The organism is Streptomyces sp. T39 (assembly GCF_008042045.1).
Lineage (GTDB): Bacteria > Actinomycetota > Actinomycetes > Streptomycetales > Streptomycetaceae > Streptomyces.
In genome coordinates this window covers 4,995-20,837 of the sequence record NZ_RDBP01000060.1, presented here as the reverse complement: position 1 = coordinate 20,837, position 15,843 = coordinate 4,995, and the positions used below count along the sequence as shown (strand labels likewise).

Genomic DNA, 15,843 nt, shown 5'->3' with positions numbered 1-15,843 from the left:
GCATGACCGGGAACACGGACGACGGCCGCAGCGGATCGACGAGCGCCGAGTCGATGACCGACGAGCAGAAACTCCGCACCTACCTGCGCCGGGTCACCACCGAACTGCGCACCGCCAACCGGCGCGTGCGCGAGCTGGAACAGCGCGACGTCGAACCGATCGCCATCGTCGGCATCGGCTGCCGCTTCCCGGGCGGGGTCACCTCGCCAGAGGAGCTGTGGGAGCTGGTGTCATCGGGCCGTGACGCGATGGGCCCCTTCCCCGCCGACCGCGGCTGGGACCTGGAGCGCCTCTACAGCCCCGACGCCGACCAGCCGGGCAGCGCCTACGCCCGCGAAGGCGGCTTCGTCTCCACGGCGACCACCTTCGACGCGGACTTCTTCGGCATCAGCCCCCGCGAGGCCCTGGCCATGGACCCCACCCAGCGGCTGACGCTGGAGACGTCCTGGGAGGCCCTGGAGCACGCGGGCATCGACCCGACCTCCCTGCGGGGCAGCGACACCGGTGTCTTCGCCGGAACCGTCTCCTCCGACTACGGCCCCTCCACGCTGCCCGAACTCGAAGGCTTCCGGGTCACCGGCACCCAGAGCAGCGTCATGTCCGGCCGGGTCGCCTACAGCCTCGGCCTCGAAGGCCCCGCCGTCACCATCGACACCGCCTGTTCCGCCTCCCTCGTCGCCCTCCACATCGCGGCGAACGCCCTCCGGGCAGGCGAGTGCTCCCTCGCCCTCGCCGGCGGTGTCACCGTTCTCGCCGGCCCCTTCCTGTTCGTCGAGTTCAGCCGCCAGCGCGGTCTCGCGCTCGACGGCCGCTGCAAGGCGTACTCGGCGTCCGCCGACGGCACCGGGTTCTCCGACGGCCTCGGCATGGTCGTCCTGGAGCGCCTGTCGGACGCGCGCCGCAACGGCCGCCGCATTCTCGGCGTCATCCGTGGCAGTGCCGTCAACCAGGACGGTGCGAGCAACGGCCTGACCGCTCCGAACGGTCCGTCGCAGGAGCGGGTGATCCGTGCCGCGCTGGCGAGTGCGGGCCTGTCCCCGTCCGAGGTGGACGCGGTGGAGGGCCACGGTACGGGCACGAAGCTGGGTGACCCGATCGAGGCGCAGGCGCTGCTGGCGACCTATGGCCGGGAGCGTGACGGGGATCCGCTGTGGCTGGGGTCGATCAAGTCGAACATCGGTCACACGTCGGCGGCTGCCGGTGTGGCGGGTGTGATCAAGATGGTGATGGCGATGCGGCACGGTGTGCTGCCGCCGACGCTGCACGCCGATGAGCCGTCGCCGCACGTGGACTGGGAGTCGGGCGAGGTCCGGCTGCTGACCGAGGCCCGCGCATGGGCTCCGGGCAGCCGGCCCCGCCGTGCCGGTGTCTCGTCGTTCGGCGTGAGCGGCACCAACGCCCACCTGATCCTCGAGGAGGCCCCCGCCGACAAGCCGTCCGCCGATGCCCCGTCCGATGCCCCGTCCGCCGAGCCGACGCCGCGGGCGGCCACGGTCGTCCGCCCCGCGGGCGCGGTGCCGGTGGTGCTGTCTGCACGGTCGGACGCGGCGCTGCGCGCGCAGGCGGAGCGCCTGCGGGAGCGTGTGGCGGCCGACGCGGACGTGTCGGTGGCGGATGTGGCGCTGTCGTCGGTGACSTCGCGTGCGCTGCTGGAGCGGCGTGCTGTGGTGGTGGCGTCGGAGCGTGACGAGCTGCTGGCGGGGCTGGCGGATGTGGCGGCGGAGTCGGGGGTCGGGGGCAAGTCGGCGTTCCTGTTCACCGGGCAGGGGTCGCAGCGCAGGGGCATGGGTCTGGAACTCGCTTCGGCCTACCCGGTGTTCGAGCAGGCGCTTGCCGAGGTGTGTGCGGAGCTGGATCCGCGGCTGGGCCGTTCGCTGCGTGGGCTGCTGGCCGAGGACAGTGAGGTGCTGAACTCCACGGAGTTCACGCAGGCCGCGCTGTTCGCGGTCGAGGTGGCGTTGTTCCGTCTGGCGGAGTCGCTGGGTGTGCGGGCGGACTATCTGATCGGGCATTCGGTCGGTGAGATCGCGGCCGCGCATGTGGCGGGGGTGCTGTCGCTGGCGGACGCTGCTGAACTGGTGGTGGCGCGTGGCCGGTTGATGGGTGCGCTGCCCGCGGGTGGGGCGATGGTGGCGGTGCAGGCCGCCGAGGCCGAGGTGGCGGAGTCGCTGGCCGGCTTCGAGGGCCGGCTGGAGATCGCTGCGGTGAACGGGCCGCTGGCCGTCGTCGTCTCCGGCGACGCGGACGCGGTGGAGGAGTGGCTGCCCGCGTGGGAGGGCCGCAAGACGTCGCGCCTGCGCGTGTCGCACGCCTTCCACTCGCCCCGTATGGAGCCGGTGCTGGCGGAGTTCCGCCAGGTCGCGGAGGGCCTGTCCTACGCGACGCCGGCGATCCCGGTGGTCTCGAACGTGACCGGTGAAGTCGTCGACGGGTTCGATGCCGAGTACTGGGTGCGTCACGTCCGCCAGGCGGTGCGTTTCGCCGACGGTGTCAGCACCCTGTGGGAGCTGGGGGTCCGCCGGTTCCTGGAGCTGGGTCCGGACGCGGTGCTGACGGCCATGGCACGGCAGTGCGTGGAGGACGACACCGAGGCCGTGTTCGTGCCGGCCCTGCGGTCCAAGCACGCGGAGGCGGACACGTTCGCCGCCTTCCTCGGCCGCGTCCACACCGCCGGTGCGGGCGTCGACTGGGATGCCTTCTACGCCGGCACCGGCGCCCGGCGCACCGACCTGCCCACCTACGCCTTCCAGCGGGAGCGGTTCTGGCTGACGCCGGGGACGGCGGCGGGCGATGTGTCCGCCGCCGGACTCGTCGCCGTCGACCACCCTCTTCTCGCGGCCACCGTGCGGGTCGGCGACCGCGACGAATGGGTCTTCACCGGCAACGTCTCCACCGAGAACCACCCCTGGGTCGCCGAGCACCTGCTGCTCGGCACCATGGTGGTGCCCGGCACCGGGCTGGTCGAGCTGGCGCTGGCCGCCGGCCGGCGCGTGGGCGCCCCCGTGGTGGACGAGCTGGTGCTCGAATCGCCCCTGCTCATGCAGGACGGAGTCACCAGGCAGCTCCAGATCACGGTCGGCGCCGCGAGCCCGGACGGCCGCCGTGACCTGGCGATCTACTCCCGTCCGGAGCACGGCTCCGCCGAGGCCGAGCCCACCTGCCACGCGCGGGGCACACTCGGCACGGACAGCGCCCCGGCACCCGCCTGGACGGTGCAGTGGCCGCCGCAGGAAGCGGAACCGCTCTCCGCCGACGAGCTGTACCGAAGCCTCGGCGACCTCGGATACGACTACGGCCCCCTCTTCCACGGCGTGGAGACCGCCTGGCGCGACGGCGACACCACGTACGCCGAGGTGTCGCTGCCCGAGGGGCACGAAGGCTTCGGCATCCACCCGGCGCTCTTCGACTCGGCCCTGCAGAGCGGAGTCGTCCTGCTGACCGGAGGCGACGCCGCCGCACACCTCATGCCGTTCAGCTGGAGCGGCGTACGGCTCGACCGGGCCGGCGCCACCCGCCTGAGGGTCCGCTCCACCATGACCGGCGCCACGTCCCTGCGGCTGGACGCGGTCGACGAGGACGGCACCCCCGTGGTGTCCGTCCGCTCCCTCGTCGTGCGCCCCGTCGATCAGGCACGCATCGACAGCACACACGGCGACGCCCGGCAGTCCCTCTACGCGGTCGACTGGACCGCCGTCGAACCGCTCCCGACCGCGGCCCGCCGTCGAGTCGCCCGCATCGGTACGGGGGACGGCGACCACACGGATCTGGACGCGCTGGAAAGCGCGGTGGCGGACGGTGCGCAGGCTCCTGAGCTGGTGCTCGCCGGTGTCGGCGCGCCGGACGCGACGGTGTCCGGGACGGCGATCGAGGCGCTGGAGCTGGTGCAGCGGTGGCTGGCGAGTGAGTGGCTGACCGAAGCGCGTCTGGTCGTCGTGACCCGTGGTGCGGTGTCGGTGGACGGTGAGGCTCCGGACGTGGCGCAGGCCGCGGTGTGGGGTCTGCTGCGCAGTGCGCAGTCCGAGCATCCGGACCGTTTCGTGCTGGTCGACGCGGATGGTGCCGCCGAACCCGACTGGGGTGTGGTGCTCGGCTCCGACGAGCCGCAGCTCGCACTGCGCGACGGCCGGGCGCTGGCGCCGCGGCTGGTGCGTGCCTCGGCCGGTGGTGCCGGGACACAGTTCGCGGTGGATGGCACGGTGGTGATCACCGGTGGTACGGGTGGTCTGGGTGCGCTGTTCGCCCGCCACCTGGCGACCGCCCGCGGTGTGCGGCATCTGCTGTTGCTGAGCCGTCGTGGTCCGGCGGCGGAGGGTGCGGCCGAGCTGGTCGCGGAGCTGGCGGAGTCGGGTTGCGTGGCCCGGGTGGTGGCGTGCGACGTCTCCGACCGGGAGCAACTGGCTGCTGTCCTCGGCAGCCTGGAGCAGCCGCTCACCGCTGTGGTGCACACGGCCGGTGTGCTGGACGACGGCGTGGTGGAGGCGCTGACGCCTGAGCAGGTCGAGCGCGTGATGCGTCCGAAGCTGGACGCGGCGCTGCACCTGCACGAGCTGACTGCCGGCACCGACCTGTCCGCGTTCGTGGTCTTCTCCTCGGTTGCCGCGCTGATCGGCAGCCCGGGTCAGGGCAACTACGCGGCTGCGAACGCGGCCCTGGACGCGCTCGCCGCGTCCCGCAGGGCCGCCGGACTGCCGGCGACCTCGCTGGCCTGGGGCCTGTGGGGCGAAGCCGGCGGCATGGCGGGCACACTCGACGACGACGACCTGGCCCGACTGGGACGCACCGGTGTCGGCGCGCTCCCTTCGGAGCACGGCCTCGAACTCTTCGACCTCGCGATCACGACCGGCTCCGCCCTTCTCGCGCCCGTGCGGCTCGACACGGCAGCCCTCCGTGCCCAGGCGAGGGCCGGTCTGCTGCCCGCGCTCCTGCGCGGGCTCGCCCCCCTGCCCGCGCGGCGCGCGGAGACCGGCGGCTCGCTCGCGCAGCGTCTTGCCGGAGTCGGAGCGGCGGAACGCGAGACGATCGTCCTCGACGTCGTGCGGGAGCAGGTCGCCTCCGTCCTCGGACACGCCACCTCGGCGACCGTCGACACGGACCGTGCGTTCAAGGACCTCGGCTTCGACTCGCTGAGCGCGGTCGAGCTGCGCAACCGGCTCACCCAGGCGACCGGTGTGCGCCTGCCCGCCACGCTGATCTTCGACCACCCCACGCCTGCCGCCGTCGCGAAGCTGCTCCTGTCGGACATCGGCGGGGCGTCGGAAGAGCCCAGGCCCGCCGTCCGCACCAAGCGGGCCACGACATTCGACGAGCCGCTGGCGATCGTCGGCATGGGCTGCCGTTTCCCCGGCGGGGTCACCTCGCCGGAGGAGCTGTGGGAGCTCGTGTCCTCGGGCCGTGACGCGGTCGGCGGGCTGCCGACCGACCGTGGCTGGGACCAGAACATCTACGATCCCGATCCCGACCAGGCCGGCAAGATCAACACCCGTGGCGGCGCCTTCCTGGAGCGGATCGGTGAGTTCGACGCCGAGTTCTTCGGGATCAGCCCGCGCGAGGCGACCGCGATGGACCCGCAGCAGCGTCTGCTGCTGGAGTCGTCGTGGGAGGCGTTCGAGCACGCGGGCATCGACCCGACGACCCTGCGGGGCAGCGACACCGGCGTCTTCGCAGGTGTCGTGACCACCGACTACGGCGGCATGGCTTCTGGCGACCTGGAGGGCTACCGGCTCACCGGCACCACGACCAGCGTGGTGTCCGGACGGATCGCCTACACCCTGGGCCTCGAAGGTCCCGCCATGTCCGTGGACACGGCCTGTTCGTCGTCGGCCGTCGCCCTGCACCTGGCGAGCCAGGCCCTGCGATCGGGAGAGTGCTCGCTGGCCCTCGTGGGCGGCGTGACACTGCTCGCCGGCCCGTACCTCCTCACCGAGTTCAGCCGCCAGCGCGCCGTGTCGCCCGACGGCCGGTGCAAGGCGTACTCGGCGTCGGCGGATGGCACCGGGTTCTCCGACGGTGCGGGTGTGCTGGTGGTGGAGCGTCTGTCGGACGCGCGGCGCAACGGCCGCCGGATCCTGGGTGTGGTCCGGGGTACGGCCGTCAACCAGGACGGTGCGAGCAATGGTCTGACGGCTCCGAATGGTCCGTCGCAGGAGCGGGTGATCCGTGCCGCGCTGGCGAGTGCGGGTCTGTCCCCGTCCGAGGTGGACGCGGTGGAGGGCCACGGTACGGGCACGAAGCTGGGTGACCCGATCGAAGCGCAGGCGCTGCTGGCCACTTATGGCCGGGAGCGTGACGGGGATCCGCTGTGGCTGGGGTCGATCAAGTCGAACATCGGTCACACGTCGGCGGCTGCCGGTGTGGCGGGTGTGATCAAGATGGTGATGGCGATGCGGCACGGTGTGCTGCCGCCGACGCTGCACGCCGATCAGCCGTCGCCGCACGTGGACTGGGAGTCGGGCGAGGTCCGGCTGCTGACCGAGGCCCGTGAATGGTCGGCCGAGGATGGTCGTCCGCGTCGTGCGGGTGTCTCGTCGTTCGGTGTGAGCGGTACGAACGCGCACATCATCGTGGAGGAGGCGCCGACCGACGAGGAGCCGGCTCCGGTCGAGCGGACCGCGCCCGTCGTGCCGGTCCCGGTCGTCGCCTCGGCCCGCACGGACGAAGCGCTGAAGGCGCAGGTCGAGCGGCTGCGCGCCCATCTGACCGCGCGGCCCGACGCTTCGGTCGTGGACACCGCGTACTCCCTGGTGACCTCGCGTGCGCTGCTGGAGCGGCGTGCTGTGGTGGTGGCATCGGACCGTGACGAGCTGCTGGCGCGGCTGGCGGATGTGGCGGCGGAGTCGGGGGTGGGGGGCAAGTCGGCGTTCCTGTTCACCGGGCAGGGGTCGCAGCGCCGGGGCATGGGCCTCGAACTCGCTTCGGCCTACCCGGTGTTCGACCGGGCGCTTGCCGAGGTGTGTGCGGAGCTGGATCCGCGGCTGGGGCGTTCGCTGCGTGGGCTGCTGGCCGAGGACAGCGAGGTGCTGAACTCCACGGAGTTCACGCAGGCCGCGCTGTTCGCGGTCGAGGTGGCGCTCTTCCGTCTGGCGGAGTCGCTGGGTGTGCGGGCGGACTATCTGATCGGGCATTCGGTCGGTGAGATCGCGGCTGCGCATGTGGCGGGGGTGCTGTCGCTGGCGGACGCCGCTGAACTGGTGGTGGCGCGTGGCCGGTTGATGGGTGCGCTGCCTGCGGGTGGGGCGATGGTGGCGGTGCAGGCCGCCGAGGCCGAGGTGGCGGAGTCGCTGGCCGGCTTCGAGGGGCGGCTGGAGATCGCTGCGGTGAACGGGCCGCTGGCCGTCGTCGTCTCCGGTGACGCGGACGCGGTGGAGGAGTGGCTGCCCGCATGGGAGGGCCGCAAGACCTCGCGTCTGCGCGTGTCGCACGCGTTCCACTCGCCGCGTATGGAGCCGATGCTGGCGGAGTTTCGCCAGGTCGCGGAGCGGTTGATGTATGCGGAGCCCCGGGTCCCGGTGGTCTCGAACGTGACCGGTGAGGTCGTCACCGCCTTCGATGCCGAGTACTGGGTGCGTCACGTCCGCCAGGCCGTGCGTTTCGCCGACGGCGTCAGCACGCTGTGGGAGCTGGGGGTCCGCCGGTTCCTGGAGCTGGGTCCGGACGCGGTGCTGACGGCCATGGCCCGGCAGTGTGTGGAGGACGACACCGAGGCCGCGTTCGTGCCGGCGCTGCGGTCCAAGCACGCGGAGGCGGACACGTTCGCCGTCTTCCTCGGCCGCGTCCACACCGCCGGTGCGGGCGTCGACTGGGATGCCTTCTACACCGGCACCGGCGCGCGTCGGGTGGATCTGCCCACCTACGCCTTCCAGCGCGAGAACTACTGGCTCTCCCGCAAGGCCGGTGCGGGCGACGCGTCCGCCGCCGGCATGGACCGTATGCGGCACCCCGTTCTCGCCGCTGCCGTGCAGGTGGGCGACCGCGACGAGTGGGTCTTCACCGGCAGCATGTCGCAGGAGGCCCACCCCTGGACGCGCGACCACGCGGTCTTCGGCATCGTGCTCGTACCCGGCACCGCCATGTGCGAGATGGCGCTGACCGTCGGGCGCCGCCTGGGCTGCGAGGTCGTGGACGAGATGGTCATCGCGGCGCCGCTGGTCCTGGAGGACGACGTGACGCGGCAGATCCGTGTCACGGTGGGCGCTCCCGGGGAGGACGGCCGTCGCGAGATCGCCTTCTTCTCCCGGATCGACGCCGGTGAGGACGCCGTCACCGAGCTCACCTGCCACGCCCGCGGCTGGCTCTCGGCCAAGGCGGAGCCGCTGCGGCCGCTGCCGATGCCGTGGCCGCCCGCGGACGCGGAGTCCCTGCCGGTGTCCGAGCTGTACACCCTGCTCAACCGCAACGCCCACCTCACGGACGTCGGCTTCGACTACGGCCCGGCCTTCCGCGCCGTCCGGTCCGCCTGGCGTCGCGGCGAGACGGAGGTCCTGGTCGAGCTGGAGCTGCCCGAGGCGGCCGGCCCGGCCGACGGATTCGCCGTGCACCCCGCGATGTTCGACTCGGCGCTGCACGGCGGGCTCGGCATGCTCGACATGGGGGAGGAGAACCCCAGCGGGCTGCCGTTCTCGTGGTCCGGGGTGCAGCTGGAGCGCTTCGGGCTGACGAGGCTGCGGGTGCGGATCACCCTGCCCGACCCGATGTCCCTCCAGCTGGACATCGCGGGCGAGGACGGCCTGCCGGTCGCCTGCCTGCGGCGTCTCGACGTCCGACCGGTCGAGCAGGCGCACCTGGAGGCGGCGCGCGGCGACGCCGGGCACGACCTCTACGGTCTCCGGTGGACCCCGGCGACCGGCACCCCGGCGCGGTCCGCCGAGACCGCCCGCCTGGCGGTCGTCGCGACTGCCGGTGACGGCACGCCCTCCGGGGCTCGGGGCACGGTCGCCGGCGGCACGGCGGAGCGGTTCCCCGACCTCGCCGCACTGGAGAAGGCACTCGCGGACGGGGCGGCCGTACCGGACGCCGTTCTCGCCGAGGTCGTCACCCCGGCCGGCACGGTCGACTCCGCGGCCCGTGCCGCCGTCGGTGACGCGCTCGACCTGGTGCAGCGGTGGCTGGCCGCCGAGCAGCCGGCCGACGCCCGCCTCGTGGTGGTCACCCGGCACGCGGTCGCGGTGGACGGCGAATCCCCGGACGTCGCCCAGGCCGCCGTCTGGGGCCTGCTGCGCAGTGCCCAGTCCGAGCACCCCGGACGCTTCGTCCTGGTCGACACGGACGGCACCGAGCCCGACTGGACGGCCGTGCTCGCCACCGGCGAGCCGCAACTCGCCGTGCGCGGGACGCGGTTGCTGACGCCGCGGCTGGCCCGCGCCGAAGCCCCCGTGCCCGGCAAGGAGCCCGCCGTCGACCCGGACGGGACCGTGCTCATCACCGGCGGAACCGGCGGTCTGGGCGCGCTCTTCGCCCGCCACCTGGCCGGCGCGCACGGTGTGCGGAACCTGCTGCTGCTGAGCCGCCGCGGCCCGGCCGCCGACGGCGCCGCCGAGCTGGTCGCGGAGCTGGCGGAGGCGGGCTGCGCGGCCCGCGTCGCCGCCTGCGACGTGTCCGACCGGGAGCAACTGGCCACCGTGCTGGGCTCACTGGAGCGTCCCCTCACCGCCGTGGTGCACACGGCAGGTGTGCTCGACGACGGTGTGATCGACTCGCTCACACCCGAGCACATCGACCGGGTGATGCGTCCGAAGGTGGACGCGGCCCGTCACCTGCACGAGCTGACCGGCGGCATGGACCTCTCCGCCTTCGTGCTGTTCTCGTCGGTGGCCGCGCTCATCGGCAGCCCCGGACAGGGCAACTACGCCGCCGCCAATGCGGCGCTGGACGCGCTCGCCGCGTCCCGCCGGGCTGCCGGGCTGCCCGCGACGTCCCTGGCATGGGGCCTGTGGTCCGACACGGCGGGCATGGCCGCCCAGCTGGGCGCGGGCGAACTGGCCCGGCTGGAGCGGATGGGCTCCAAGGCCCTGACGGCGGAGACGGGCCTGGCCCTGTTCGACCGGGCACTCGCCACGGACGCCGCCCTGCTGGCCCCCGTCACGCTGGACACGGCCGTGCTGCGCGCCCAGGCGCGGGCCGGCACGATCCCGGCCGTGCTCAGCGGCCTGGCTCCTGTGGCCGCCAGGCGCGTGGACGCCCCGACGGTGTCCCTGCGCGAGCAGCTGGCGGGCGTCGACGCGGCGGACCGTCCGCAGCTCGTCCTCGACATGGTCCGCACCCAGGTGGCGGCCGTCCTCGGCCACACCTCGGCCGCGTCCGTCGAACCGGACCGGGCCTTCCAGGAGATCGGCTTCGACTCGCTGGGCGCCGTCGAACTGCGCAACCGGCTCACCCGGGCCACCGGCCTGCGGCTGGCCGCCACGCTCGTCTTCGACCACCCCACGCCCGCCGAGATCGCACGGCTGCTCATGGCCGAGTTCGGTGGCATCGCCGCCGCCGAACCACCCATCGAGAAGGAACTCAACAAGCTGGAAGACATGCTTTCCGCGGTCGCCGACACCGAGCGACGCCACGTGGCCGAGCGCCTGCGCCGCCTCCTGTCCGTCGTCGCCGACGACGACGAGGCGGAGAGCACGGCCGAACGCATCGAAGCGGCCACGTCCATGGACGAGGTCTTCCAAATGATCGACGCCGAGTTCGGCGAAGCGTAACTGGGGGCGGGGAAATGGCAGAGAACACCGAACAGCAGGAGAAGGTCGCCCGCTATCTCAAGAAGATGGCGAGCGATCTCAACCAGGCCCGGGCACGCCTTCGCGAGTACGAGTCCAGGGACGGGGAGCCGCTGGCGATCGTCGGCATGAGCTGCCGCTACCCGGGCGGCGTCACCTCGCCCGAGGACCTGTGGCGGCTCGTCGCCACCGGCGGCGACGCCATCGGCCCGTTCCCCACCGACCGCGGCTGGGACCTGGACAACCTCTACGACCCGGACCCGGACCGCCTCGGCACCGTCTACGCCCGCGAAGGCGGCTTCATCGACGGCGCCGCCGACTTCGACGCGGACTTCTTCGGCATCAGCCCCCGCGAGGCCACCGCCATGGACCCGCAGCAGCGACTGCTGCTGGAGGCATCCTGGGAGGCGATCGAGGACGCGGGCATCGATCCCCACACCCTGCGGGGCAGCGACACCGGCGTCTTCGCCGGCGTCGGCCCCTCCGACTACGCGGCCATGCCCGCGGGCGCCCTGCCCCAGATCGAGGGCTTCCGGCTGACCGGATCCACCACGAGTGTCGTCTCCGGCCGCGTCGCCTACAGCCTCGGCCTGGAAGGCCCGGCCGTGTCCGTGGACACCGCCTGCTCGGCCTCCGCCGTCGCGCTCCACATGGCGGTCACCGCGCTGCGGGCCGGCGAGTGCTCGCTCGCCCTCGCCGGCGGCGTCACCGTGCTCTCCGGGCCCTTCCTGCACATGGAGTTCAGCCGGCAGCGCGGTCTCGCCCGCGACGGCCGCTGCAAGGCGTACTCGGCGTCCGCCGACGGCACCGGGTTCTCCGACGGCCTCGGCATGGTCGTCCTGGAGCGTCTGTCGGACGCGCGCCGCAACGGCCGCCGCATCCTCGGCCTCGTCCGGGGCACCGCCGTCAACCAGGACGGCGCCAGCAACGGCCTGACGGCCCCGAACGGCCCCTCCCAGGAACGCGTCATCCGCGCCGCGCTCGCCAACGCCGGACTGCGCCCGGCCGACGTCGACGCCGTCGAGGGCCACGGCACCGGAACCGTCCTCGGAGACCCGATCGAGGCCAAGGCGCTGCTCGCCACCTACGGCCACGACCGTGACGGCGAGCCCCTGTGGCTCGGCTCGATCAAGTCGAACATCGGCCACACCTCCACCGCCGCGGGCGTCGCCGGTGTGATCAAGATGGTGATGGCGATGCGGCACGGTGTGCTGCCGCCGACGCTGCACGCCGACGAGCCGTCACCGCATGTGGACTGGGAGTCGGGCGAGGTCCGGCTGCTGACCGAGGCCCGTGAATGGTCCGTCGAGGACGGCCGCCCGCGTCGGGCCGGCATCTCGTCCTTCGGCGTGAGCGGCACCAACGCGCACATCATCGTGGAGGAGGCCCCGGCCGAGGAGCCGTCCGCCGATGCCCCGTCCGACGCCCCGTCCGCCGAGCCGACGCCGCAGGCGGCCACGGTCGTCCGCCCCGCGGGCGCGGTGCCGGTGGTGCTGTCTGCACGGTCGGACGCGGCGCTGCGCGCGCAGGCGGAGCGCCTGCGGGAGCGTGTGGCGGCCGACGCGGACGTGTCGGTGGCGGATGTGGCGCTGTCGTCCGTGACCTCGCGTGCGCTGCTGGAGCGGCGTGCTGTGGTGGTGGCGTCGGAGCGTGACGAGCTGCTGGCTGAACTCCATGTGCAGGAAGGGCCCGGAGAGCACGGTGACGCCGCCGGCGAGGGCACCAGCCCCCTCGACCCCAACGGCACCGTCCTCATCACCGGCGGCACCGGCACCCTCGGCGCCCTCACCGCCCACCACCTCATCACCCACCACCACATCACCCACCTCCACCTCATCAGCCGACGCGGACCCGCCGCCCCCGGCGCCCGACAACTCCACGACCAACTCACCCACCTCGGCGCCACCGTCACCATCACCGCCACCGACGCCACCYACCCCSAKCAYKTKCAAGCCCTCCTCGACACCATCCACCCCGACCACCCCCTCACCGCCGTCATCCACACCGCAGGCGTCCTCGACGACGCCACCCTCACCACACAGACCCCCACCCACCTCGACACCGTCCTCACCCCCAAAACCGACGCCGCCCACACCCTCCACACCCTCACCCGACACCACAACCTCCAAGCCTTCGTCCTCTTCTCCAGCGCCGCCGGCACCCTCGGCAACCCCGGACAAGCCAACTACGCCGCCGCGAACACCTATCTGGACGCGCTGGCGGCCCGGCTGCGCGCCGAGGGCACGCCCGCCACGGCGATGGCCTGGGGTCTGTGGGAGGAGGCGAGCGGTATGACGGGTGAGCTGAGCTCCACGGATCTCCAGCGCGGCCGGCGGACCGGCATCACCGCGATGTCCACGCGGTTGTCGCTGGCGCTGTTCGACGCGGCGCTCGCCTCACAGGACGCGGCGCTGGTGACGGCGCTGATGGATCTGCCGGAACTGCGCCGGCAGGCGGTGTCCGGCGAGGTTCCGCCGCTGCTGCGGTCGCTGGTGCGGGCGCCGCGCAAGGCGGCGCGGAGCGCGGCCGCCGCGGAGCAGTCGCTCGCGGACCGGCTGAACCCGCTGGCGGAGGCCGATCGCCTCGACGCGGTGCTGGAGGTGGTGCGCGCCGAGGCGGCGACGGTGCTCGGGCACGCCACGGCACGGGCCATCGGTGCCGAGAACGCCTTCAAGGACCTCGGCTTCGACTCCCTGGCCGCCGTCGAACTGCGCAACCGGCTGGCGAGCGCCACCGGGGTGCGGCTGCCCGCGACCCTGATCTTCGACCACCCGACCCCTGCCGCGCTGGCCGGCCAGTTGCTCGAGGAACTCGGCTGCACGGCCGCCGGCACCGCGGACGCGGACGGCACGGGAGCGGACGGGGTCCCGGCCGAACTCGCTCGGCTGGGCGAGACGCTGGCCGCGCTCAAGGGGGACGGGACGGCACGCGCCCGCGTGGCGGCCAGGCTCCAGGAGCTGGCGGTGGCGCTCGGAGCCTCGACCGCCCCGGTCCTCACGGAGGACATGTCCGGCCTCGACCTCGATGTCGCGACCGACGAAGAGATCTTCCAGCTCATGGACGGAGAACTCGGTCTGTCCTGATCCCCGCATCCGATCGACACCCGAGCCCGTACGTCCATCGACGCCTTGCCATCGACGCCTGAAGGGGCAGACCCGGTCATGTCCAACGAGCCCAAGTCCAACGAGTCCGTGCGCGGCGCCGGTGCCGCGGCCGCCAGCGGCGGCTCCCCGGCCAACGACCAGAAGCTGCGCGAGTATCTGAAGCGGGCCCTGGTCGACCTCAAGCAGGCGAACCAGCGCCTGCGGGAGGCGGATGCCGCCAAGTCCGAGCCGATCGCCATCGTCGGGATGGCCTGCCGCCTGCCGGGCGGGATCACCACTCCCGAGGAACTGTGGGACCTGGTCGAACGGGGCGGGGACGCGGTCTCCGGTTTCCCCGAGGACCGGGGCTGGGACCTGGAGCGCCTCTTCGACGAGGACCCGGAGCGCAAGGGGACCTCGTACGTCCGGGAGGGCGGATTCCTCGACGCGGCAACCGAGTTCGACGCCGGGTTCTTCGGCATCAACCAGCGCGAGGCGCTCTCCATGAACCCCCAGCAGCGGTTGCTGCTGGAGACGTCCTGGGAGGCGGTCGAGCGCGCCGGGATCGACCCGACCTCGCTCAAGGGCGACCGGGTGGGCGTGTACTCGGGCGTCATGTACCACGACTACGCGACCGACATGGAGAACGCGCCGGCCGAGGTCGAGGGGTACCTGAGCACGGGTACCGCGGGAGCGGTCGCCTCGGGCCGGGTGTCGTACACGCTGGGCCTGGAGGGCCCCTCGGTCACGCTGGACACGGCGTGCTCGTCGTCGCTGGTCGCCCTGCACCTGGCGGTGCAGGCGCTGCGCAACGGCGAGATCGACATGGCACTGGCCGGCGGCGCCGCGATCATGGCGACGCCGGGTGTGTTCGTGGAGTTCTCCCGGCAGCGCGGCCTGTCCACGGACGGGCGCTGCAAGGCGTTCGCCGAGGCGGCCGACGGCACCGGCTGGGCCGAGGGCGTGGGCGTGCTCCTCGTCGAGCGGCTCTCCGACGCCGAACGGCTCGGACACCGGGTGCTCGCGGTGGTCCGCGGCACCGCCGTCAACCAGGACGGCGCCTCCAACGGACTGACCGCCCCCAACGGCCCCTCCCAGCAGCGCGTCATCCGCGCCGCCCTCGCCGACGCCGGTCTCACCCCGGACGAGGTGGACGCCGTCGAGGCGCACGGCACGGGCACCACGCTCGGCGACCCGATCGAGGCGCAGGCGCTGATCGCCACCTACGGCAAGGGCCGTGATCGTGAACGGCCGCTGTGGCTGGGCTCGTTGAAGTCCAACATCGGGCACGCGCAGTCCGCCGCCGGTGTCGCCGGCATCATCAAGATGGTGCAGGCGATGCGGCACGGTGTGCTGCCGAAGACCCTGCACGTCGACCAGCCGTCCACCAAGGTGGAGTGGTCGGCGGGTGCGGTGGAACTGCTCACCGAGGCCCGTGACTGGCCGGAGAACGACCGGCCCCGCCGGGCCGCCGTGTCGGCCTTCGGGGTGAGCGGCACCAACGCGCACGTCATCGTCGAGCAGGCGACCGCTGCGGCGGACGAGACACCCGCCGGGGCGCCGGACCACGGGGTCGTGCCGTGGATCCTCTCCGCGAAGTCCCCCGCCGCCGTGCGGGCCCAGGCGGCCCGGCTGGTCGCGGCGACCGAGGGCCTCGACGCCGGGGCCGTCGGACACACCCTGGCGCGGGCGCGCACGCTCTTCGGGGAGCGGGCGGTGGTGCTGGCCAAGGACCGGGACGGATTCGTCCGGGGCCTGGAGGCGCTGGCGTCGGGTGAGCCGGCCGCGCACGTGATCACCGGGACCGCGGACGTGGACGGCAGGACCGTCTTCGTCTTCCCCGGCCAGGGCCACCAGTGGACCGGCATGGGCGCCCGCCTCCTCGACACCAGCCCCGTCTTCCACCACCACATCGGCGAATGCGCCGTCGCGCTGAGGGCGTATGTCGACTGGGACCTGGTCGACGTCCTGCGCGGCACCGAAGGCGCACCCGGCTTCGACCGCGTCGACGTCGTCCAGCCCGCCTCCTTCGCCGTCATGGTCGCCCTCGCCCG

2 protein-coding genes and 1 pseudogene are annotated in these 15,843 nt (G+C 73.2%); all 3 read left to right on the top strand.

Annotation, left to right across the window (positions count from 1 at the left end; all coding sequences use genetic code 11):
• The first annotated feature begins 2 nt into the window (after positions 1–2).
• The gene (locus EAO77_RS39550) at positions 3–10,688 is read left to right on the top strand and encodes an SDR family NAD(P)-dependent oxidoreductase (RefSeq protein ID WP_410088756.1); all 10,686 of its coding nucleotides are present in this window, start codon (positions 3–5) and stop codon (positions 10,686–10,688) included.
• A 119-nt stretch (positions 10,689–10,807) separates the two neighbouring features.
• Positions 10,808–13,789 (top strand): annotated as a pseudogene (locus EAO77_RS34765) (SDR family NAD(P)-dependent oxidoreductase); the annotation flags it as partial.
• Between the two features lie 78 nt (positions 13,790–13,867).
• The coding region (locus tag EAO77_RS34760) for a type I polyketide synthase (RefSeq protein ID WP_147992332.1) at positions 13,868–15,843 on the top strand (1,976 nt) is incomplete at its 3' end.